This is a genomic window from Mucilaginibacter jinjuensis (assembly GCF_028596025.1).
In the GTDB taxonomy this organism is placed as follows: Bacteria; Bacteroidota; Bacteroidia; order Sphingobacteriales; family Sphingobacteriaceae; genus Mucilaginibacter; species Mucilaginibacter jinjuensis.
Genome location: NZ_CP117167.1, coordinates 235,782 through 257,973 on the forward strand (window position 1 = coordinate 235,782; position 22,192 = coordinate 257,973).

The window sequence follows — 22,192 nt, forward strand, 5'->3', positions numbered from 1 at the left end:
CTTAATAACTCAAAGCATGAACGAGATACAAAACCGGAGAAATTTCTTCGATAGCTTAGGTCAAAATTATCCTGAAAACAAATCGGTAGAGATACAGCACGCTTTAATAAATGGCGTAAGCTGCTACTGGTTTATCCCCGAAAAGGAAGTTACCAATAAGATTATTGTACACCTGCATGGCGGTGCTTTTGTAATGGGTTCTATCCAGTCGTACGGGAGCATGATCAGTCATTTCAGCGCACAACTGCAAACCCGCATTTTATTTGTGGATTATGCCCTGGCTCCCGAACACCCCTATCCAAACGCCATTAATGACATTATGGATGTATATGAACGGTTAATATCCGACTACCCCAACCGTGAAATCATTTTTATGGGCGATAGTGCCGGTGCTGGTTTAACCCTATCCGCCATAGGCAAAATGGTTCAACAGCAGCTCCAATTACCACAAGGCGTAATGATGATCTCACCATGGATTAACCTCACCTGCGATAATGCCTCGCAGGAAGATAACCGGACGATAGACCCTATCTTATCTAAAGAATATTTGTTCGGCAGCGCCAAATTGTATACCGGCGATGTGCCATTCGCCATATCGAGCCCGGAATATATTGAATTTGATCAGTTTCCACCCACATTAATTATGGTGGGCACTAATGAGGTTTTGTTAGATGACAGCAAAAATTTTTATAACAACATTAAAGGCATACAACCTAACACCACCTTAAGCATTTATGAGAGCCAGTTGCATGTATGGCCTTTAGCCAATGTGCATAGCGAAGCTGCACAAAAGGCAATAGCTGAGATGGGGGCCTTTTTAACAGCCTTACAAAACCCTACATCTACATCAAAAGCAGTAAGCACTTATGAAAAATGAAAAAACATACGTTTTTATCCCCGGTGGATGGCACGGCGGATGGGTTTATGACCCGATAACTGAAAACCTGGAAAGGTTAGGGAAAAAGTGCATGGCATTGACTTTACCCGGCCTTGAACAAACGGCCATCCCAAACAGGATCATCAATTTAGATACCCATATCCAGTTTGTGGTTGATTTCATTTTGAAGGAAAACCTCAGCGACGTGATATTATGCGGTCACAGTTATGCCGGGCTGGTTATTACGGGTGTTGCAGACAAAATTGCGGAAAGGATACATGCGCTTGTTTATATCGATGCCTATATCCCTAAAAATGGTGATTCGTGCTGGAGCCTTACCAGTGAAGTATACCGGCAACGTTTTGTGGCCGGGGCCGCTAACGATGGTTTCACGGTAGCAGACCGGCCGGGGTCAGATGACCGCAGACGGCCGCATCCGCTGGCATCATTTATGCAAAGTTTAAAGCTGACGGGTAATTATGAACGCATCCCTAACCGCACATTTATTTACCTGAGTGACTGGGACGATTCGCCCTTTGTTAAGCAGTATGAGGATTTAAAAGATTCTCCTGATTGGCATGTTGAAACAATACACTGCGCACACAATGTAATGAAAGAGCGCCCGGATGAATTGGTTGATATTTTATACAAACTGGAAGACACCTACAAATTAAAACAGGCAGAACTTGCCCATAGACAAATATGAAAGCTGCAGTAACCACCAAAGCGGGCACGCCCGAAGTAATACAGATTGAAGAAAGGCCTATACCAACGGCAAAGGAAGGTTGGGTAGTGATCCGCATCAAAGCATTTGGTTTGAACCGGTCAGAATTATTTACCCGGCAGGGCCATTCGCCCGATGTTGTATTCCCACGCGTCCAGGGTATAGAGTGCGTAGGGGAAATTGAGGAAGATCCATCACAAACTTATAAAAAAGGCCAGAAGGTAGCCGCCATTATGGGGGGGCTGGGCCGCAACTTTGATGGCGGCTATGCTGAATATGCGACAGTACCATTAGCCATTGTATTCCCTTTCGAAAGCAATTTGCCCTGGGAAACCCTCGGTGCTATACCCGAAATGTTCCAGACCGTATCAGGATCATTAAACGAAGCATTGGAAATTAAGAAAGGTGAAACTTTGCTGATCCGTGGCGGTACTTCATCTATTGGCATGTTGGCCTGTCAGTTGGCCAAAACTGAAGGACTAACCGTTATTGCCACCACCCGAAATGCAGATAAAGCCCAGCACCTGAAAGATAACGGCGCCGACTATGTGCTGATTGACAATGGCGATATTAAGGACCAGGTGAAAGGCCTCTACCCTAACGGCGTGGATAAAGTACTGGAGCTCATTGGTATTGCCACGCTGAAAGATTCGTTACAATGCATCCGCCCTAAAGGTGTGGTTTGCATGACCGGTATACTGGGCGGCAGCTGGACCCTGAATGAGTTTACACCTATGGGCGACATCCCTTCTTTAGGCCGGCTCACCGTTTATATGGGCGATGCTGCCAACCTCGACAAAGAGCGGTTGCAAGAATTTATTGATGCTGTTGCCGATGGGAAAATCAATCTTAACATCGACAAGGTTTTTAAGCTCGATGAGGTTGCCGAAGCCCATGCTTACATGGAAAGTAACCAGGCGAAAGGCAAAATTGTGGTGACAATTTAAGTGTTATCCTGCCTGTTGAGAACAAAGCTTCAGAGAGCTATAATTTGAGGCTTTGTTGTTATATTTTGGCTGAAAACCACAAACTTCTGCATTAAAAATATTACTTATTTTAGGTATATATTTTGAGCCATGAATAAGGAAAATCTCGTCCATTTTTTTCACAATACCAATCTGGTTTCCTTATCTACGGCCCATGAAATTGCTGACCGGTTTGCGCATAAGTTCATCCCCAAAAATCAGTTTTTGCTCAGCGAAGGAAAAATATCCGACGAGTATCTTTTTCTCGAAAAAGGTTACATGCGTGCCTTCGCCCATGACCTGGAGGGTAACGAGGTAAGTACCAATTTTTGCTCGTCGGGGCAGGTGGTGTTTGAGATCTCGTCCTTCTTCAACCGCACGCGCTCCAAAGAAAACATACAGGCGCTTACCGATTGTGAGGGCTGGTATATCAGCTACCAGCAGTTGAATGATCTGTTCCATTCCCTGCCCGAGTTCCGGGAATTTGGCCGGTCAATCCTAGTTAAGGGCTTTGCCGAACTTAAAACCCGCATGCTCGCCATGATCACAGAAACGGCCGAAGAGCGTTATGAGGCGTTATTGAAAACCAATCCTGGGATTTTTCAACATGCCCCACTAAAGCATATAGCCTCATATTTGGGCATCACCGATACCTCCTTAAGCCGGATCCGGAAGGATTTGTTAAAGAAATAACACCGGTTCATTTCTTGCCAAATGGCAAGATGCTACCGTTTTAAATGCTGTTCCTTTGGTTTATAAATCAATCAACAAATGGAACACTTACCGCTTTACGTTTACGTAGTATTTATAGCCACAACGCTTCTTGGTCTTGGCGTGCTTTACAAGGCCATCAATTATTCGAAAGCCATCATTGCCGTATTAATTTGGCTGGCGCTTCAGGCCGTGCTTAGTTTAACAGGCTTTTATACCAACACCAGCACATTGCCGCCGAGGTTTGGTTTACTACTCATTCCACCGGTTATATTTATTATCATAATGTTCCTTACTAAAAGAGGCAGGACGGCTATAGACACCTTCGATGTAAAAACCCTAATCCTATTACACATTGTACGGATCCCGGTTGAGCTTACTCTATACTGGCTGTTTGGGCACAAGGCCGTACCTGGTATCATGACTTTTGAAGGCCGCAACTTCGATATCCTCTGCGGTTTAACGGCGCCAGTTATTTATTACTTCGGTTATGTTAAAAATGTATTCGGTAAAAAAGTACTGATCGCGTGGAACATTATCTGTTTACTACTATTGGCCAATATTGCGGTTACAGCCGTTTTATCTGCACCATACCCGTCTCAAAAGTTTGGGTTCGAGCAACCTAATATTGCATTGTTCTATTTCCCATTTGTGTGGCTGCCATGTTTTCTGGTACCGGGTGTGTTGTTTGCGCATTTGGTGACTTTAAGGCGATTGATCATTTCGAAATAATTAATCCCTACTTTTGGGATGCATCAACAGCTCATCAAAATTGCGTTACTTCTTTCATGCAGGATATCTCGGCACACATTATAAAGGATGGCAAAAACATCCCGACGGCATAAGCGTACAGCAAGTTATAGAAAATTGCCTGAGCCAGATATTTAAGAAAACCGTGTGGATTGTAGGCTGCGGCCGTACCGACGCTTATGTGCATGCCAGCCAGTATTTCTTCCATTTAGATACCTCGATAACCTGGGATTTTGATCTGCTGTTTCGCCTCAACCATGTTTTACCCGATGATATTGCAGTGTTTGATGTTATACCGATGGAGGATAATGCCCATGCCCGGTTTGATGCTACACAACGCTCATACGACTATTTTATCCACACCTATAAAGATCCATTTCTGAGCAGTTGTAGTTCTTTATATCCTATCAAAGACTGGGCTATTGATGACATGAACCGCGCTGCAAAGCTCTTGCTGAAGTACAACGATTACTACGCCTTTTGCAAAACACCCGACAATAATACCCACACCATTTGCGAAGTGAGCGAAGCACAGGTGTACATTAACCAAACGGGAAACAGGCTTCGGTTTCATATTTCGGCTAATCGTTTTTTGGGTAAAATGGTGCGGATACTTACCGGTAAGCTCATTGAAATTGGCACAGGTAGTTTAAGCGTCGATGAGTTTGAGGCGCACCTTATTAACCCGCAGTTGCCCCAGGCTATTAAACCGGCATATCCGCAAGGCCTGTACCTCAGCAAAATCACTTATCCCTATCTTAACCTGGAACCCCAAAGCAAATTCAGCCAAATACTGGCCGGGACTGACGATGCCTGGAAAACGCTTTAAGAATTACAGTTTAACCGTAATATCGTAACTGTAGGCGTTGGAGGTAAGGTTTGGCTTTTCATTATAGATGTTGTAAAGCATATACTTTTTGTCTTTATCAATACCCGGCATAATGCGGCCAATTACCTTTTTAACCTCATTGTTTTCCTTTTTAAGCGCCGCGGTATCTTTCATATCAATGAGTGATAAATAACAAACCGCAGGGTATGTACCGCCCTTTGCATCCTGGTTGTCAACCCTGAAAATTTGTGGTCTGGTTGATACACCTGTTATAACAAGCGGGTAAGTGTATCGCTTATTGAGTTCTATAACCAGGTTTTGGTAAAAGATATGCATGTTTCTATCAAACAAAGGGTTCAATTCTTCGCTTGGGTCGCCGCAGTTGTGGGCCATGGCCATATCGTTTGCAGAATTAATAAGATAACCTTTAGCGTACTGGGCGCGGGCCTCCTGGTATAACTCCGCTGTATTTTTTCCGTTCTCGCTGTATTTTGCTATTTCCAGTTTATCAACCTTCCAGCCGTAATCAAACTTGCCGTACACAATGGTGATCATGTATTTATTTTCGGGCTCTTTAGGCAGTAAAAAAGCGATATACATTTCTTTGGCTACCGCGCTGTAGTTAATATCAAGACTATCAGTATTGGGCGATTTAAATGTATTGTCTTTAACATCATTAACCATGTAATACTCATTAAACAGGCTATAAGTCCCCTCTTTCATGTGGTTACCAATAAGCTCAACAGGCCTTTTGTAGTTACTTTCTAACAAAGTTCTCGACAGCATACTTTCTATCGAACTATTGTCGACTGCTTTTATATTCTTAAGTAACTGGTCATTCAACTCATGAAATTTTTCGCGTTTGCCGGCTTCTATTTTATCATTTTTCCAGATGCCCGGTTTTGATGGCGCCAGGTTGCAACTCTGCAAAACAAAAACTAACAACAGTAAACTAAGTGGCTTTAATAATTTCATTATGTTATGAAGGATAGGGGTAAATGATTATTTGATTGAATACTGGTATTTAAAACTTAACAAACAGAATAAGAATGTGCAGCACAATATTGCCATAAATACCGGCGGCCACATCATCGAGCATTACGCCGGTCCCGCCTGGCAGGGCTTCGAGCCTGCGGATATAGAGTGGTTTCAAAATATCAAAAAAGCGGAATAGCACAAAGCCGATGAGCAGGATGTAAACATTAACCGGCAGAAACAGGATGGTTACCATCATGCCTGAAACCTCATCAATCACCACGCGCGAGCTGTCTTTCCCCCAAAAGGGTTCTACCTTATCGCCTACATAAATGCCCAATAAGGTTATCAGTATGGTTAAACCCAAAAACAACCAGGCATTTTGCCCGTAAGGTATTTGCCAAAGCAAATAAACCAGCCCGCAGGTAACTGCTGCTGCTATAGTACCACCGCCTTTGATGTAGCCAATGCCACCCCACGAGGCAATTAATTTATTCATGATGTAAATATAGAATTTTGTTCGGTCAACTTTTATTCAACATTTTGGGGATATTGAAGGGAAAACCAATAGTAAAAATACACATCACTGTCACTTCTCAAATAACTATTTGCTAAAACCTAAATAGGTTTATTAGCTTGCATAACAGAACAAAATGGTTTAAAAACCATTATCTACTTTACTTATATTTTTAAGGCAATGAAACAAACAAGCTTGGCCATAGGGGTTGATGTTGGTGGCACCAATACCAAATACGGCGTAGTAAACCATCGTGGCGAAATACTGGAAGAAGGTGCAATGGCGACAACGCTTTTCGATACTATAGAAGACTTTGTGAATGGTTTGTATGACCGCCTGTTACCCATGATTACCAAGCATAGCAAAGATGGTAACATTAAGGGCATTGGTGTAGGCGCGCCAAACGGCAATCACTTTACAGGCTGTATAGAAAATGCCCCCAACCTGCACTGGAAAGGTGTTGTACCTATAGCCAAGTTAATTTCAGATAAGTTTAAACTGCCCTGCGTGTTAAATAACGATGCCAAGGCTGCTGCCCTGGGCGAACTCAACTTCGGCGCGGCCAAGGGTATGAAAGATTTTATTATGATTACCCTGGGCACCGGCGTAGGCAGCGGTATTGTGGTTAACGGCGGGTTATTATATGGCGATAAGGGCAATGCCGGCGAACTGGGGCACACCGTGATCCGTCCGGGTGGGCGTTTGCATTGGTCTACCGGGTTAAAGGGTACTTTAGAATCTTATTGCTCGGCTACCGGTATAGCCATCACTGCAGTAGAAATGAAGAAAGATGCCAAAGAAGATACCCTGCTTAAAAACTACGCCGATAAGGACATTACCTCTAAAATAGTATACGAGTGCGCTACCAAAGGCGATGCACTCGCTAAAAAGGTATACGAATTTACCGGACAAATTTTGGGCGAAGCCTTATCCAACTTCGTGATGTTTTCATCGCCCGAGGCCATCGTGTTATTTGGCGGTGTAATACAAGCCGGCGACCTGCTAATGGAACCGACCAAGAAAGCAATGGAAGAACACTTGCTGGTTACTTTTAAAGACCAGGTACAACTATTGTTTAGCGAGTTACGCTTTGCAGATGCCGCGATACTGGGTGCGAGTACTTTGGTTTGGGGAGAGTGATTTAATAAGTGGGGTGTCATGCTTCGAGTGCCTCAGCATGACACCCCTATTTAATCTACCGTAGGCTTTATTTATGCTGCATATTTTGTAGGTTAGCATTACCTTATAACCTACTAACTTATGGACAATAGCTTTTTAAAAGATCGCGCCGTAATTCTTTTAAATGAAACAGCCCCTGGCATTGTGTACACCGCCACTCAGGAACTGGCCGCCTGGTTTGAGGGCATTACCGGTATTGGCGATGCGGATATCAGCACCGGCAAAAATATTATGCTGCCATCGGGCAAGGCTATAGCACCGGGCAAGGCCGCTTATTGCCTCAAAGAGTTTATGCGCACCCAGGTGTTTTTACAAGGCATATTTGAGGCTATTAATGATTTATTGCTGCAAAAAGCATCTGTACATATCGTATATGCCGGTACCGGCCCTTATGGTACTTTAATTACCCCCTTACTTACTTTGTTTAGTCCACAACAGGTAAGGCTTACTTTAATAGAGATTAACCCCATCTCGCTAGAAGCCCTTGAAAAAGTATATGCGCATTTACAATTAAGCGAATTTGTAGATGAATACCTGCTTACCGATGCTGCTACCTATCAGTTACCACCCGATAAAACTGCTGATATTATTATTTCTGAAACCATGCTGGCCGCGCTGAAAAATGAACCACAGGTTGCCATTATGCAAAACCTTATTCCGCAACTTAAGCCAGGTGGTGTGTTTATTCCGCAGCAAATTACGGTGGCAGCGCAGCTTGTTAATTTTGGTAAAGAAACGGCATATATGATGGGTGAAGCAGATGATCCCCAACGGATATTTTTAAAGGAGATCTACACCGTTTCTCAAACATCATTACCGGGCGAGGTAGAAACAATTGTCGATATTCCAGATGGTATAAGCAATAATGCAGTTGCTTTATTTACTGATATTTACGTATACAAAAACCACTTGTTAACTGTAAATAATTGCAGCCTTAATATGCCGGTACGGGTAACTAAAATTGATCCGCCAGGCTCAGTCAATCAAATTACCTTTAAATATATGATGGGCGAAAAACCGGGGTTTCAGTTCACGCTCAATTAGTAAACAAGTTCATTTTATTTTCATTCACCAAACAAAACGGCATCATCTGGCTTTATCAAAATAAAAAAAGATTATGTCGTTTGATCAATACCACGAACCACCAGAAGAGCTATCACAAGAAACCCGCACCTTTGCCCGTATGATAACCTCGCTTTGTGAAGAAGCCGAAGCTATTAGCTGGTACGAACAGCGCATTGCTGTTGAAAAAGATAAAGATGCTAAAGCCATTATGCAAAATGCCCAGCACGAAGAGTTTAAGCACTTCGGTATGGACCTTGAATTTCTGCTGCGCAAGAAAGACGTTTGGCGCACCACGCTAAAAGCCATCCTGTTCCAGCAAGGTGACATTGTAGAGTTGGGCGAAAAAGGCGAAGAAGCTTCAGAATAAATTAAAGTAGCGCTGCATATTTATAGCATAACGTTTTACAATAATTGCGATCAGCTAACAATTGGCTGATGGTAATAGTTGATCTTTGCGCTCAATTTGATTGCATCGATACATGACTAAGCAGCGCTACTTTTTCCTGATACTCATACTGGGTACCCTGGCTACTTTAGGCCCATTTTCTATAGATATGTACCTGCCGGGTTTCCAGGCAATTGCCAAATACCTGCATACCACCACGGCGCAGGTATCGCTTTCGCTTTCCAGTTTTTTTATTGGCATCTCGGCTGGTCAACTAATATACGGCCCACTACTGGATCGTTTCGGCCGCAAAAAACCATTATACGTTGGTTTGGTGATCTACATTGTTGCCTCAGTTGGCTGTTTGCTGGTGCATACTATCGAAGCCTTAATTATCCTTCGTTTTGTACAAGCCATAGGCAGTTGTGCAGCTGCCGTAGCATCAGTAGCGATGGTACGCGACTTGTTTCCGGCAAAAGATAACGCCAAAGTATTTGCTTTGCTAATGTTGGTGATCTCGGCCTCGCCTATGCTGGCACCAACTGCCGGAGGGTATGTAACTGCCGCTTTTGGCTGGCAATGGGTGTTTATTTTGCTGGCTGCTATCGCTGCGTTGATTTTAATCGCCGTAATTTTCAGTCTGCCTGAAAGCTATAAGCCCAATCCCGACTTTTCTCTGAAACCCGGCCCGATCATCAAAAGCTTTTTATCGGTTATTGTTGAACCGCAGTTTTACACTTATGCCATTTCGGGAGCATTCGCATTCTCGGGGTTGTTCGCTTATGTATCAGGTTCGCCGTTAGTATTTATGGATGTGTTTAAAGTAAGCGGTACCATTTACGGCTGGATCTTCGCTTTACTATCCATCGGGCTTATCGGTTCAAGCCAGATCAGCAGTTTGCTATTGAAGAAATTTCAGAGCGAACAGGTTGTTCCTTTTGCCATTGTTGCCGAAGTAATTGTAGCCCTGGCATTTTACGCCGGTGCAAGCCTGGGTTGGTACAATATGTACGGCACCATTGTAATGATCTTTTTATTTTTGTGCTGTGTGGGCCTTACCAACCCCAATACATCGGCCTTATCTATCGCACCGTTTTCACACAATGCGGGTACGGCTTCATCGTTAATGGGCGCACTGCAATTGGGTATTGGCGCGCTGGCATCATTTGGTATCAGCTTATTTAATACACATTCGGCTATGCCAATGGCAGCTATCATGGCTATCACATCTATCATTGCCATGCTGGTATTATTTATTGGCCGAAGAAATATTAAGCACCATTTTAAACCCGATGCTAACGAGGTAATGGTGGCGCATTAAGCGATGATGAAATTAATATCGAACACAGAGTACACAATATTGAATAATGAAGGAAAAACTTCGATATTGGACATTCAAAGTTCATTATTCGATATTATTCAATCTTTACTTCAAGGCATCAAAACCATATTTGGCATCGCTCCAAAATTCATCTAAGGCAATCATCCGGGGTTTAAAAAAGGAGATCAGCTGTGGCCAGTCGTTATTGTTGAATACGTTAACCGGGCTTATCTCTTTATAAATGCGGCTGATGGTTTTGCCGTAATCGTCGGTGGTGTGCAGCTGCCAGTCCCACTCCTCGCCAAGCGCACTGTGCAAGATATTTTTATACTCTTTAAACTGCTCAAAAAACAGTTCCTGGATTCCGGCATCGGGGTGCGCTATCTCGATAGCGATCCTTGCGGTACGGTTATCGGCATGCATCCTGAAATATAAATGCTTAATGCCGGTTTTATAGTTCACCCAGTTAACCCGCAAGCCTTCGGCCGAAAGTTGTGGTGATATATACTGCCCAAAGGCCGTCCAAAATGCCTGCTTAAGTTGTGATGCCTGATCTTTAGAATACATGTAATCACAAAAGTCTGTAATTATTTTTCATCTGCCTAATTGCGTTTAAATCACTCCTGATAACGAAAATTACTCAAAACATAAACAATAGTTTAATTAATGTAAAAAAATTAATGTGTAGTTAATGTTTTTCATTTAAATTTGATTTACATCTAAACGCTTTTTATGAAGAAACAAAACTTATTACTTGGTTTAATAATAACCGCAAGCACCTGCTTTACACTAAACGCCAATGCCCAATTAGGTGGGTTATGGCAAAAAGCTAAAGACAAGGCTACGCAAAAAGCCAGCGAAACCTTAGACAAAACAACTGATAAACCCAGCGATGCCAGCAGCTCCGGAACCTCTGCACATAAAAGCTCAAGAGCAGTAATCAACTCTGCCTTTGACTTTGTACCCGGCGATTCTGTAATTTATTATGAAGATTTTGCAAAATACCAGGTTGGTACATCACCGGCATCATTTAAAACAAATGGTGCGGGTTCCATTGTAACAGTTAACGGCGAAAACGGTAAATGGATGGCCTTGCAGGATAATGCCACTTATAAATTTAGCCGCCAATTATTTTACCCAAAACACTTTAGCATGGAGTTTGACCTGTTGGCTTCGGCAGACCAATCCGGGATATTTACCCGGTATGCTTTGGTTTTGCTGTAGATAATAGCGTGCGCGATTATATACAGACAGAAGGTGCATACGTAAATTTGCTTTACTACAACACCAACCAGGTAAACATAGGTAGTAGCAAAACCAATAAAGATATAAACGGAACTTTTGACCTTGGTACGGACGAAAACCGCCCAATGCACGTATCTATTCTGGTAGATGGCGACAGGGTGGTTGTTTACCTGGATAAAACCAAGCTGGCCGATACCATTTTATTTATGCCTACCGATGCCAAAAACTTTTACATCAGCGGGCCTATGAAGTATCAGAATGGGGCTAAGGTGCTCATCAGTAATTTAAAGATAGCCAAGTTTAAAAACAGTTAGTAGCACTGACACCCTTTTGCCATTCTGAATGAAAGTTAAAAAATCTTCTTCGATGTGCTATAAGAACAAGCATGGCGAAGAAGATCCCTCGTACCTCGGAATGACAAAGGGGGATGTCATGTTGAGGCACTTGAAACATGTGGGTGGGCCCTCCACACCATCCTTCGAGTACCTCAGGATGACAAGCCTTTTATCGGCGCATCCACAATTGTCCTGAAAGTTAAATTAACCCTCGGCGTATTTACCTTTTTAGTTTTAGGCAAGGCATGCAGCCAGTTGGTTTGCGTGCTGCCTTTCATTACCAGTAAACTGCCGTTAACCAGTATTACTGAAACAGGGTGTTTATTAACCTTGTGTTTCAGCATAAATTTACGCTCGGCACCGAGGCTTAATGAGGCGATGACGGTGTTGCGCCCAAGCGAACTTTCATCGTCGCTGTGCCAGGCCATACCTTCGTCTCCGTTATGATACAGGTTTAAAAGGCAGGAGTTAAAGGTAGTGCCTGTTAGTTTTTCGACCATTGCTTTTAGTTCCAGCAACTCCTTAGTCCACAGTAATGATTGCTTGGTGGTATTAGAATACGTGTAAGCATAAACTGCATCGCCATACCAGGCTGCCTTACGTTCGGTGATAATATGCTTACCGAATATTACGGCCTCGTCATTTTTCCATGCAATGGTATTGAGTAAAATCTGCAGGTAATGGTTAGCCTCGGCGGGCGACATAATCCGGCCATAGTAATTTACTTCGCCATCAAAGGGCAAAAGATTGGCGCTTGTTTCGGTATTAAATAAATCCATCAACTTAATGCATCATGAAAAATTATGCCCAGCGTGTGGCGCTCGCCCGTATGCAACTCGCTTACGCCATGTTTCATATTTACTCGGTAATAGCCTTTACTGCCTTTCACAGGGCGAAAGTTAGTGGTAAATAACAGCATATCGCCACGTTTGGGTTTTAGTACAATGGCCTTTGATTGTGCCCTTGGGATTTGCTCCGTAAGCACAAATTCGCCACCTGTGTAATCGCCACCAGGCTCATTCAAAAATAGCACTAACTGCATTGGGAAATAAATATCGCCATACAAATCCTGGTGCAGGGTATTGAAGCCGCCTTCGTGATATTTTAAGATCAAAACTGTCGGTTTGTTTTGCCCGGCGGCATGGCATTCAGCTTTTAGTTCTTCATGTTTTAGGGGAAACGTTTTATCGATGTTCAAAACCTGCATCCAGAGGTTAGCCACTTTAGCCAGGTGCGGGTAAACGGTTTCCCTAATGCTGGTGATAATCTCCGGCAGGGGATAACTGAAATATTTGTACTCGCCAATGCCGAAACGGTAGCGCTCCATCACTACGGTTTTGCGGTAATGATCTGAGGTGTAGTCTTTTATCAGTTCGTTGCATTCTTCTTTGGTGAGGATGTCTTTTACTACGGCATAACCTTTATCGTTAAGGTTGTTACTGATGAGGTGCCAGTCTTTGTCTTGTATTCGTTCTATAATGTTTTTCATTGTTGTGGTTGAGTTTTACCCTTGTTGAAATATAAAATTTGTTATTGCGAGCGATAGCGTGGCAATCTCGTCGTAAGCATATCAGATTTGTATAGCTACGAGATTGCTTTCCCGAAGTAAATCCGGGACCGACTGTTCTTCGCAATGACAAAAAATATTGAAAGAAACCGTTATCGATAAGGCATAACGAAGTAACCCCGACTTTACAACCCGGATGCATTCGACTCTTTAGGCTGGGCATTGCTCCCTGCCTCTCAATAACGGTTTCTTTTATTTATACTGCGATCGCCTTTGATGCTTCCCACCCGATCATCGCGTTTTTACGTTGACTACCCCAGTGGTACTGCCCAATCTCGCCGGTTGATTTAATGACCCGGTGGCAGGGAATCAGAAAGGCAACCGGGTTGTCGCCCACTGCTGATCCTACTGCCCTGTTGGCTTTGGGGTTCTGGATTTGGTTGGCGATGCCCGAGTAGGTGGTTAAATCCCCCATGGGCACTTTTAATAATGTTTCCCAAACTTTAATCTGGAATGGCGTGCCCTTGAGGTGCAATTTAATATCGCTCAACTTGCTCCAGTCTTGCGTAAAAATGAAGATGGCGTTTTGCTGGATCTGGTCTAACACCTGGTGGTAGGCCGCGTTGGGGAATATGTTTTTTAATTTGGCAAAGGCATCATCGTAGCCCTCGTCGGCAAAGGCCATGTAGCAAATACCTTTAGAGGTTGATGCTACCAATAAAGTACCAAACGGACTTTCGGCAAAGCTGTAATTGATGTTTAACAGCTCGCCGCCGTTTTTGTATTCGCCGGGAGTCATGCCTTCAATTTTGATGAAGAGATCATGCAGTCGGCCGGTGCCTGATAGGCCTGTTTCATAAGCCGTATCAAACAGGGAAGCCTGCTTATCTTTCAATATATTTTTGGCGTGCTCTACGCTGATGTATTGTAAAAACTGTTTGGGTGTTACGCCTGCCCAGTCTTTAAACATCCGTTGAAAGTGGAAGGGGCTTAGGTGCACATGCTCTGCCGCTTCTTCTAAAGTGGGCTGGCGTTTATAGTTAAGCCTGAAAAATTCGATGGCTTCTGCTATGCGGTTAAAATCGAGTTCTTGCTGCGTTTCCATAATCTTTTTAATTGATTTACTGATACAAAAGTATGTGGCTGATGGACGGCATAGAACCCGTTTCTTGCTATGTTTGAAGATACGGTTTATAATGAAAAACTTTAACAATTAGCATTATCTTAGTCAAAATCTAAATAATAACCTGTCTCAATGAACACCAAATTGATCTTGACTGTAACTGCGATCTTATTCGCTTTAATAGGTATTTTCCTCACTTTTGCACCCGATTATGTGATGACACTAATGGGCATTAGTCCCAACAAAGGCATCGAACTTATATTGCAATTATTAGGCGCCACTTATTATGCTTTTGCTATACTTAACTGGATGGCCAAAGGTGCTATTATTGGTGGTATTTACAATAAGCCAATAGCGCTTGCCAACTTTACACATTTCTTAATTGGAGGCATGGCCTTAACAAAAGCAGCATTCGGCCATAATAATTTGCCAACGATTGTTAGTGTTTTGGGCGGCTTTTACGTTGTGTGCGCCCTTGTATTCTGGGTAATGATGTCTAAACATCCGAAACCCAAAACAGCAGATTAACAGCATTTTAAATTTAGTATTTGGAAGTTATTAAATAAATAACTTCTTTTGTCAACCAAATGGTTGAACTATATGGTTGACGAACAAAAAACTACAGAAGAACTCATTTTCGAAGCCGCATTAAGCGTTTTTCAACGCAAGGGATTAGCCGGGGCAAGGATGCAGGAAATAGCCGATGAGGCTGGCATCAATAAATCAATGCTGCATTACTATTTCAGGAGCAAGGATTTGCTGTTTAAGCAGGTATTCATTAAATCGTTTAAAAACTTTTCGGCATCTACACTGCCCATTATGAATATGGAGATACCTTGGGAGGAAAAGATCCCTTTGCTGGTTACGCATTACATCACTGCAATGCAGAAAAAGCCTGACCTGCCCATGTTTGTAATTAATGAGATGCGCTATAATCCCGAAGACTTTTTATCAAACGTAAGTGGTACCCGTCTGAAAGATACCTTGTTTTTTGCGCAGTTAAAAGATGGAATAGCCAAAGGCACCATCAGGCCTATTAAACCGATCCAAATTGTGGTGAGCATTATTTCGGAAACTATATTTCCGGTAATTGCCAAACCGATGATCCAGCACATGACCAAGTTACAGGATACCAACTGGGAAACTTTTATTGCCGACCGCGAAAAAGTGATCCCCGAAATGTTGATTAAATATTTAAAAGAGTTTTAATGAAAAAGTTCTTTTTTGCGTTTTCAATAGCCGGTGCATTATTAACACAGGGTTACGCTTTTGCCCAACAGGCAGATACCGTAAAGCTAAATACCTTGCAGGATGTAATTGCCAAAGCCATTAAAAATAACCCCACGCAAGCCGTTTACCAGCAACAAATTAAACAGGCGCAATACAATTACAAAGCCTCCAAAGGGTTTATGTACCCTAACGCCAGCGGTACCTTTAACGGTCAGGATAATTTACACCTCGCCGTTACGCCAATACCCGGCATTTTAATTGGACAGCCGGGTACCACTTATTATGCCGAGTTCGGTAAAAAGTATTCATATAATGCAGGCGTAAATTTGAGTGAGAATATTTTCGACTGGTCGTCTATATTCCAGACCTCTATCGCCAAAAGCAATATTGCGCTTACCGAAATCCAGCAGACTTCGTACATCCAAAGCTTGAAAGATCAGGCTGCTAAATTGTACTTTTCTATATTGATTGGCAAAGCATCGCTCAAAACCAACGCGCAGGATCTGGCCTTGGCCGATAGTTTGGTTACCCTCAGCAAGCAACGTTTGCAACAGGGTACCACCGATGCACTGGCCGTTAATCAGGCCATGATTAATTATAACAACGTTTTACAAAACAAAGCGCAAAGCCAGCAGGTGTATGACCAGGGGGTAGAAAACCTTAAGATCTTATTGGGCGAAAAAGTGCTGACCGAGTTGAGCTTCCCCGAAAACCTGAGTCTGGATTCTATCGCAAGCATCAGCAGCATTAACCTGGGGGCTGACAGGAGCGTGGATGTTTATAAACAGCAATCGGAGTTGGCCATTATACAAAGCAAGGCACAGCGGGCTGTTGCTTATCCAAAGATTGGACTTAACGGTTATTTCGGAGGTCAGCAGTTCAGGAATGATATTGGGCTCTCCCTTTCTAACCAGCAATGGACACCCTATCGTTACATCGGCGTAAGCTTAAATGTGCCCATTTTTACCGGGCTTACTAATACCAACAAATACCGCAGCGCACTGGCGCAACAACAAATAGCAGAACTGCAATACAATACAGCCCAGCAACAAAGCAGCATTAATGACCGACTGCTGCTAAAAAATTACGCCGATTATACTGCTATGGCTAAAGCGTCGGCCAATAGCTATACCCTGTACCGTACCAATGTTATGCTCAATAAGCAAAAGTACCAGGAGGGCATTATCAATATGGATACCTATTTAAAAGCGTTTGAGGATTACCTGCGGGCAGAGAATACGCACCTGAGTAACCTATCCACTTTACTATCAACCCAGGCTACTATTTTATCACGAAATTAAATTTTATATCAAGTGAAAAGCTTACCCCAACTTAAAATTTATACCGTCGCTTTATTCATAGCAGGCACTATGTTTACAGCTTGCAAACACCCGGAGACTGCAGCCCTGCAGCATAAAGATATTGTTGATGCCGTTTTTGGCAGCGGCCATATCGAAAACTACGACCAGTACAGCATTATGGCCAATACCGATGGTTATTTAAAAACTGCTTACGTGGCCGAGGGCGATACGGTAAAAGCTAATCAGCGCTTATTCCTGCTCTCTAACGATGTGCAAAAAACACAAGTGAGCAACGCCCTGGTTAATCTCGATTTCGCCCGCACCAATACTTCGCCACGTGCGCCACAGATTGAGCAGCTGAAAATCCAGATCGGGCAAGCAAAGGATAAGCTCAATGTAGATTCGTTGAACTATCAACGTTATTCGCGACTGGTTAAAACACAAGCCGTATCGACTGCTGATTATGATAATGCCAAACTGACCTATCAATCCTCATTATCCAGTCTGCATGTATTACAAAAAAACCTGGCCGATTTGCAACGGAATGTTGATTTGAGTTTGAAGAATGCACAATCGCAATACCAGATTCAACAGCAGAACAATGATTACAACAACCTGAAAAGCGAAGGCCCGGGCATAATTATGAACGTCACTAAAAAGGTAGGCGACTATGTTAAAAAGGGCGAAGCTATCGCCTTGGTTGGCGCAGGCAAATCGATTATTAAGTTGGACATTGCAGAAGATGATATCCAGCGGGTAAAACTGGGGCAGGAGGTTTTAATATCGCTCAACAGTGTTAAAGATTCTGTTTTTAAGGCAAAGATTACTAAGATCTATCCGGCGTTTAACAGTACAGATCAGTCGTTTGTGGTGGAAGCCACCTTTACTGATAACCCCGGCAAAGTATTAAACGGAACACAATTGCAAGCCAACATTATTGTGCAGACCAAGAAAGACGCTGCCGTAATACCATCGTACTTTTTAATTAACGGCGATTACGTTTTGCTGAAGGATAGCAAAGAGAAGAAACCGGTAAAAACGGGCATCCATACCCTGGAGTGGACCGAGATAACCGGCGGCCTAAACCCCGGCGATGTTTTAGTATTGCCTAAACAACAATAGCATGTTTGCCACCAACTTAAAAATAGCAAAGGTGCACCTCACCTCAAAAGTAAAGCAAACTGTAGTTGCTTTGCTGGGTGTAATGTTCGGCATATCGATGTACGTGTTTATGAACAGCTTTATGACCGGTGTTAATGATGTGCAAACCGACCTGGCTTTTACCTCGCTGGCGCATATTCACATTTATAACGATGGCCCGGCCGATAATACCAACCTGGTTAAGCAGGTTTACAAGGGTAAAGATGTAGCTATCAACATCCGCAACGCTAAGGTGATCCAATATACAGAGGGCATTAAAAATACCCGCGAGATCTTGGATCTGGTACGGAAGCAACCCGAAGTTATCGGCATTACACCGCAGGTAAACATTAATGTGTTTTTTCGTAATGGCAGCAACAAGGTAAATGGTACATTATCGGGAGTTGATGTGGATAATGAGAACCGCCTGTTCAATATCTCTACCTACATGACTAACGGTACCTGGAACAGCCTGCAATACCGCCACGATGGTGTGATACTGGGTTTAGATCTGGCCCAGCAGCTCAGCCTCAATATCAACGACAATATTAACGTGCTGACATCCGATGGCGTGAGCCGCAATTTTAAGGTAATCGGTATTTATCAAACGAATGTAAAGGGTGTGGATAAATCAAAAGCCTACGTAAACATCAGTTCGGCAAGGCAGCTGCTTTCCAAGAATCAGGATTATGTTACTGACCTGCAGGTTAACATAAACAATTTCGAAAAAACAGCGCCTGTGGTGGCGCGTTTGGCCCCGGTGATTCCGTACAAGGTTGAGAGCTGGCAAACGGCTAATCAGCAACTCGAGGCTGGCTCTAAACTGCGCGATATTATAGCGATGGCCGTTTCATTAACCATTTTAATGGTGGCGGGCTTCGGTATCTATAATATCATGAACATGACCATTAATGAGAAGATCCGCGAGATTGCCATTCTGAAGGCTATGGGTTTCTCGGGTAAGGATGTAACCCAAATATTTTTAGTACAGGCTATTGTGGTGGGCATTATTGGCGGTGTAATCGGGATGATACTTGGTTTTGTGATTGCCGATATTGTAAACCACATCCCCTTTAAAATCGGCGGATTGAATAACCTGCCGATGGCTTATCACCCCAAAGATTATATAATGGCTTTTACGTTTGGTTTAATTACCACGCTGGTTGCGGGTTATTTACCCGCCCGTAAAGCATCAAAAATTGACCCTGTTGATATTATTAGAGGATAACATGGAAACCAACATTGCGCTAAAAGCAGACCACATTATCAAATACTTTTACGAGCCTCAAAAATTCCAGGTGCTTAAAGATGTAAGTTTCGAGGTTAAAAAGGGCGAGTTTTTATCCCTTACGGGCAAGTCGGGTTCGGGTAAATCAACTTTGTTGTACGTACTCTCCACCATGGATACCAACTACGAGGGCGAGCTGTTTATCAACGGCGAAAAACTCACCGGGCAATCGCAAAACAACCTGGCGGCTTTCCGTAATGAGCATATTGGCTTTGTGTTTCAGTTTCACTACCTGCTGCCGGAGTTTTCGGCATTAGATAATGTGATGCTACCGGCCATGAAGCTCAACAAAAAGAGCAAGCAGGAAATTGAGGATAAGGCTTATAAAAATCTTAAACTTTTAGGGCTGGAAGACCAGGCATTAAAACTGGCCAGCAAGCTCTCTGGCGGCCAGCAGCAGCGTGTGGCTATTGCAAGAGCGCTGATTAATGATCCATCCATTATTATGGGTGATGAACCCACCGGCAACCTCGATTCTAAAAACACGCAGGTAGTATTCGATATTTTTAAAGAGTTAGCGCATGAGCGGGGCCAAACCATTATCACCGTAACCCACGATGATGATTTTGCCCGCAACAGCGACCGCATTATTGATATGAGCGACGGGGTAATTATTAAGCACCACTAAACGATCTTAATACCGTACTTAACCAAAAGACCTGCTATGCCCTGCGTGGAGAAGCTGGCTTTTTTGAGGATGTTTAGCTCTGGATCCATCGTATAATTGTAGGCGGTGGTAAAGTTAACCGAGGTTAGGTCTGTACGGTTGAAAACAGCATCCTCGAGGTTGGTATCATCAAATACAGAACCATTAAGGTTGGTGTTACTAAAGCTTACCTCTTTTAATGATGAATGAGCAAACCTTGTTTTCACCATCTTTTTACCCATAAAAGAAGCATAATCCAGGATGCAACTATCAAATTCAACGCTGAACAGAAAATCCTGGCATTCGCTGAAATTTACGCCCAATATTTTGCAGTTTTTAAATTCAACGTTACTCAGGGTTGATCCATAAAACTTCATCATCGAAAGGTTGCAGCCATCAAATACACAATCCAGAAATTTATTGTGCGGGAAGTTGCTGTTAGAGAAATCGCATTTCTTAAACGTACAGCTTTGAAACTCGCGGCCGCGAATCAGCTTCTTCGCATAAGTAATATCTTCAAAAACCTTGTTATCGTGTATTAAAGCTTCCATTTGCCGTTGCTAATTAAGGTGCGCAAATGTAAACAAAACAACGTTCAGATCATCTCAAAGGCATATCTCAAGGCATAAAACCATAATCGATAATTAACATTCAAAACCTGCTGATAATCAATTAATAAAAGGTATCTTTAAACAAATACTTCTCTACTTAGGCATTCCGTTTTCTGATACGAAATATTTAAGCGTTAGCTAATACACATTCAGAAAAAAATGGGAGTGCATAATTTCATTTTCTTTTCTAATTCACAACTCTTCCACATTTCAGTGGGCAGGATTAACCACATCAAATAAAAAATATATGAGCAAAGACAAAGGAGGCCGCGAGGTTAAAAAAGCCGCTGCCACAGGACCAAAAAAAGCCGGATCAGATTATCAATCGGGCAAAAAATCGGTATCGCAAGATCTTACAACCCCTAAAAAGAAATAATGTCAAATCAAACTGTAGAATTTCAGGCCAAAATGTATGTGTACGATTTAAATAATTGTGCCAAAGAGTTCGGCTTTAAACCCGATGAAAACTGGGAACTAAGCTTAGCCAGCGCAGCAGAAGCCCGCGATCTGGAGAAAAGATATTTCCCAACCATCACCACCAAAGTTTTACCAGAAATACTGGCCGAGCTAATGCGCGTGGTAAAAGTTAAACTGATTGAAGCTAAGGCTGGTTTTGAACGCAAGTTTGATAGCAGTACTTCTAACGCAGCAAATGGCGAGTTGCAATACCTTGTTGCTTTTAACCCTAAAAGAACACGTTAGTGATTATCTTGTAATTAAGATTGAACCTGATCTCTAAGGTTCAATCTCTAATTACGATGTTTCGTTTTTTAATTCTCCCAACTATTTCCTGTCATAAGCATAAAACATTTAACCACTAAACGTTTGGTTAATATTATTTTATCCTTTCACACCTCCCGGTAATCCAAATTTAACTAACACTCAATGTGTTTTTCCGTTACTTTTGTTTAGTCAACCTCTTCTCTTAATGCAAGCTAACAGAAATATTAAACGCATGGTTATCTGGGCTTTACTAACTAATATGCTCATATTGGTTGGTATAGGTAATGGTACCGGGTTTATGATTATAGTTGAGGCCATTTTTATCCCCCTGATACTTAACGACAACTTCTATTTTTCGCTAAACGATACTTACACACAGCTTTTGCCAACAGCGGCAATGCTTTCATTAATAGGGCAATTTTTGCTGGGCTTAAGTTTGTTCAGAAAAACTAAATTAAGCCAGGCATTGCTAATAGTTACCGGGTTATTATTTGCCTATGGTGGGCTGCTCTACTTAACCATCAATGCCGGGCAGAATAATGAATCGCTAACCGGGCTTATTACTGCCGTGCCTTTTGTATGTGTATCTGTTTTAATTCTTTATACTACCGTCAGCGGTTACGCTTACAAGATCGAAGAGTTTTTGCAGGGCGGCGAAAAACGCTATCACCTGCCCGATTGAAAATTAGAAATTAATCTATACACCGAGCATAGTTTTTGATGTAAATTGCTGAACCAATTTACA

At 42.7% G+C, this 22,192-nt stretch carries 28 protein-coding genes; 21 read left to right on the top strand and 7 right to left on the bottom strand.

What is annotated here, in order from left to right; translation table 11 throughout:
* The first annotated feature begins 16 nt into the window (after positions 1-16).
* From PQO05_RS01035 to PQO05_RS01060, 6 genes are all read left to right on the top strand, one after another.
* The gene (locus PQO05_RS01035; protein WP_273630779.1) at positions 17-877 is read left to right on the top strand and encodes an alpha/beta hydrolase; all 861 of its coding nucleotides are present in this window, start codon (positions 17-19) and stop codon (positions 875-877) included.
* Positions 867-1,583 (top strand): alpha/beta fold hydrolase, encoded by a 717-nt coding sequence (locus PQO05_RS01040; protein ID WP_273630780.1) that lies wholly within the window; start codon positions 867-869, stop codon positions 1,581-1,583. Before PQO05_RS01035 ends, PQO05_RS01040 begins: the two co-directional genes overlap by 11 nt.
* The gene (locus PQO05_RS01045) at positions 1,580-2,548 is read left to right on the top strand and encodes a zinc-binding alcohol dehydrogenase family protein (protein ID WP_273630781.1); all 969 of its coding nucleotides are present in this window, start codon (positions 1,580-1,582) and stop codon (positions 2,546-2,548) included. The genes PQO05_RS01040 and PQO05_RS01045 overlap by 4 nt, the downstream gene beginning before the upstream one ends.
* 129 nt (positions 2,549-2,677) lie before the next feature.
* On the top strand, positions 2,678-3,259 hold the full coding sequence (locus PQO05_RS01050; protein ID WP_273630782.1) for a Crp/Fnr family transcriptional regulator: 582 nt from the start codon (positions 2,678-2,680) through the stop codon (positions 3,257-3,259).
* Positions 3,260-3,337: 78 nt separating this feature from the next.
* Positions 3,338-4,009, top strand: a complete 672-nt coding sequence (locus PQO05_RS01055; RefSeq protein WP_273630783.1) for a hypothetical protein — start codon at positions 3,338-3,340, stop codon at positions 4,007-4,009.
* Between the two features lie 13 nt (positions 4,010-4,022).
* Positions 4,023-4,856 (top strand): tRNA pseudouridine synthase A, encoded by an 834-nt coding sequence (locus PQO05_RS01060; protein WP_273630784.1) that lies wholly within the window; start codon positions 4,023-4,025, stop codon positions 4,854-4,856.
* Positions 4,857-4,859: 3 nt separating this feature from the next.
* On the opposite strand, the gene PQO05_RS01065 is transcribed toward PQO05_RS01060, so the two are convergent.
* Both PQO05_RS01065 and PQO05_RS01070 read right to left on the bottom strand, forming a co-directional pair.
* Entirely contained in the window at positions 4,860-5,831 is a 972-nt protein-coding gene (locus tag PQO05_RS01065; protein ID WP_273630785.1) for a hypothetical protein, read from the bottom strand.
* 49 nt (positions 5,832-5,880) lie between these two features.
* Positions 5,881-6,330 carry a phosphatidylglycerophosphatase A family protein gene (locus PQO05_RS01070; protein ID WP_273630786.1) on the bottom strand — a complete coding sequence of 150 codons (450 nt, stop codon included), beginning with the start codon at positions 6,328-6,330 and terminating at the stop codon, positions 5,881-5,883.
* Positions 6,331-6,528: 198 nt separating this feature from the next.
* Here PQO05_RS01070 and PQO05_RS01075 point away from each other — a divergent pair, with 198 nt between their 5' ends.
* The 4 genes from PQO05_RS01075 (at position 6,529) to PQO05_RS01090 (ending at position 10,298) form a co-directional block, all read left to right on the top strand.
* Entirely contained in the window at positions 6,529-7,488 is a 960-nt protein-coding gene (locus PQO05_RS01075) for an ROK family protein (RefSeq protein WP_273630787.1), read from the top strand.
* 120 nt (positions 7,489-7,608) lie between these two features.
* Complete coding sequence (locus tag PQO05_RS01080; RefSeq protein ID WP_273630788.1) at positions 7,609-8,571, top strand: SAM-dependent methyltransferase; 963 nt, start codon at positions 7,609-7,611, stop codon at positions 8,569-8,571.
* A gap of 73 nt (positions 8,572-8,644) precedes the next feature.
* Positions 8,645-8,959: a ferritin family protein gene (locus PQO05_RS01085; RefSeq protein WP_273630789.1), complete on the top strand. Its 315-nt coding sequence runs from the start codon at positions 8,645-8,647 to the stop codon at positions 8,957-8,959.
* Between the two features lie 112 nt (positions 8,960-9,071).
* Positions 9,072-10,298, top strand: coding sequence for a multidrug effflux MFS transporter (locus PQO05_RS01090; RefSeq protein ID WP_273630790.1), 1,227 nt, complete (start codon positions 9,072-9,074; stop codon positions 10,296-10,298).
* A 105-nt stretch (positions 10,299-10,403) separates the two neighbouring features.
* Here PQO05_RS01090 and PQO05_RS01095 read toward each other — a convergent pair whose 3' ends face one another.
* Complete coding sequence (locus PQO05_RS01095) at positions 10,404-10,865, bottom strand: DUF4268 domain-containing protein (RefSeq protein ID WP_273630791.1); 462 nt, start codon at positions 10,863-10,865, stop codon at positions 10,404-10,406.
* 165 nt (positions 10,866-11,030) lie between these two features.
* On the opposite strand from PQO05_RS01095, the gene PQO05_RS01100 reads away from it, so the two are divergent.
* On the top strand, positions 11,031-11,522 hold the full coding sequence (locus PQO05_RS01100; RefSeq protein ID WP_273630792.1) for a hypothetical protein: 492 nt from the start codon (positions 11,031-11,033) through the stop codon (positions 11,520-11,522).
* A gap of 8 nt (positions 11,523-11,530) precedes the next feature.
* The gene (locus tag PQO05_RS01105; protein WP_273630793.1) at positions 11,531-11,857 is read left to right on the top strand and encodes a hypothetical protein; all 327 of its coding nucleotides are present in this window, start codon (positions 11,531-11,533) and stop codon (positions 11,855-11,857) included.
* A 173-nt stretch (positions 11,858-12,030) separates the two neighbouring features.
* Here PQO05_RS01105 and PQO05_RS01110 read toward each other — a convergent pair whose 3' ends face one another.
* From PQO05_RS01110 to PQO05_RS01120, 3 genes are all read right to left on the bottom strand, one after another.
* The gene (locus PQO05_RS01110) at positions 12,031-12,657 is read right to left on the bottom strand and encodes an alpha-ketoglutarate-dependent dioxygenase AlkB family protein (protein ID WP_273630794.1); all 627 of its coding nucleotides are present in this window, start codon (positions 12,655-12,657) and stop codon (positions 12,031-12,033) included.
* A complete protein-coding gene (locus PQO05_RS01115) occupies positions 12,657-13,367 on the bottom strand; it encodes a 2OG-Fe(II) oxygenase (protein ID WP_273630795.1) in 711 nt (236 codons plus the stop codon). Before PQO05_RS01115 ends, PQO05_RS01110 begins: the two co-directional genes overlap by 1 nt.
* A 274-nt stretch (positions 13,368-13,641) precedes the next feature.
* A complete protein-coding gene (locus PQO05_RS01120; protein WP_273630796.1) occupies positions 13,642-14,490 on the bottom strand; it encodes a methylated-DNA--[protein]-cysteine S-methyltransferase in 849 nt (282 codons plus the stop codon).
* A gap of 150 nt (positions 14,491-14,640) precedes the next feature.
* Between PQO05_RS01120 and PQO05_RS01125 the strand changes: the two genes are divergently transcribed.
* The 6 genes from PQO05_RS01125 to PQO05_RS01150 all read left to right on the top strand — a co-directional run bounded on the left by PQO05_RS01125 (position 14,641) and on the right by PQO05_RS01150 (position 20,095).
* Complete coding sequence (locus PQO05_RS01125) at positions 14,641-15,036, top strand: hypothetical protein (RefSeq protein ID WP_273630797.1); 396 nt, start codon at positions 14,641-14,643, stop codon at positions 15,034-15,036.
* 72 nt (positions 15,037-15,108) lie between these two features.
* A complete protein-coding gene (locus tag PQO05_RS01130) occupies positions 15,109-15,717 on the top strand; it encodes a TetR/AcrR family transcriptional regulator (RefSeq protein WP_273630798.1) in 609 nt (202 codons plus the stop codon).
* Positions 15,717-17,039: a TolC family protein gene (locus PQO05_RS01135; RefSeq protein WP_273630799.1), complete on the top strand. Its 1,323-nt coding sequence runs from the start codon at positions 15,717-15,719 to the stop codon at positions 17,037-17,039. Before PQO05_RS01130 ends, PQO05_RS01135 begins: the two co-directional genes overlap by 1 nt.
* Positions 17,040-17,051: 12 nt before the next feature.
* Positions 17,052-18,161 carry an efflux RND transporter periplasmic adaptor subunit gene (locus PQO05_RS01140; protein ID WP_273630800.1) on the top strand — a complete coding sequence of 370 codons (1,110 nt, stop codon included), beginning with the start codon at positions 17,052-17,054 and terminating at the stop codon, positions 18,159-18,161.
* A 1-nt stretch (position 18,162) separates the two neighbouring features.
* Positions 18,163-19,407 (top strand): ABC transporter permease, encoded by a 1,245-nt coding sequence (locus PQO05_RS01145; RefSeq protein ID WP_273630801.1) that lies wholly within the window; start codon positions 18,163-18,165, stop codon positions 19,405-19,407.
* A 1-nt stretch (position 19,408) separates the two neighbouring features.
* Positions 19,409-20,095: an ABC transporter ATP-binding protein gene (locus PQO05_RS01150; RefSeq protein ID WP_273630802.1), complete on the top strand. Its 687-nt coding sequence runs from the start codon at positions 19,409-19,411 to the stop codon at positions 20,093-20,095.
* Here PQO05_RS01150 and PQO05_RS01155 read toward each other — a convergent pair.
* Positions 20,092-20,664 carry a pentapeptide repeat-containing protein gene (locus PQO05_RS01155; protein ID WP_273630803.1) on the bottom strand — a complete coding sequence of 191 codons (573 nt, stop codon included), beginning with the start codon at positions 20,662-20,664 and terminating at the stop codon, positions 20,092-20,094. The genes PQO05_RS01150 and PQO05_RS01155 overlap by 4 nt on opposite strands.
* A 307-nt stretch (positions 20,665-20,971) precedes the next feature.
* Between PQO05_RS01155 and PQO05_RS01160 the strand changes: the two genes are divergently transcribed.
* The 3 genes from PQO05_RS01160 (at position 20,972) to PQO05_RS01170 (ending at position 22,129) form a co-directional block, all read left to right on the top strand.
* Entirely contained in the window at positions 20,972-21,100 is a 129-nt protein-coding gene (locus PQO05_RS01160; RefSeq protein WP_273630804.1) for a hypothetical protein, read from the top strand.
* Complete coding sequence (locus tag PQO05_RS01165) at positions 21,100-21,426, top strand: hypothetical protein (RefSeq protein WP_273630805.1); 327 nt, start codon at positions 21,100-21,102, stop codon at positions 21,424-21,426. Before PQO05_RS01160 ends, PQO05_RS01165 begins: the two co-directional genes overlap by 1 nt.
* Positions 21,427-21,652: 226 nt before the next feature.
* On the top strand, positions 21,653-22,129 hold the full coding sequence (locus PQO05_RS01170) for a hypothetical protein (RefSeq protein ID WP_273630806.1): 477 nt from the start codon (positions 21,653-21,655) through the stop codon (positions 22,127-22,129).
* Positions 22,130-22,192 lie beyond the last annotated feature (63 nt).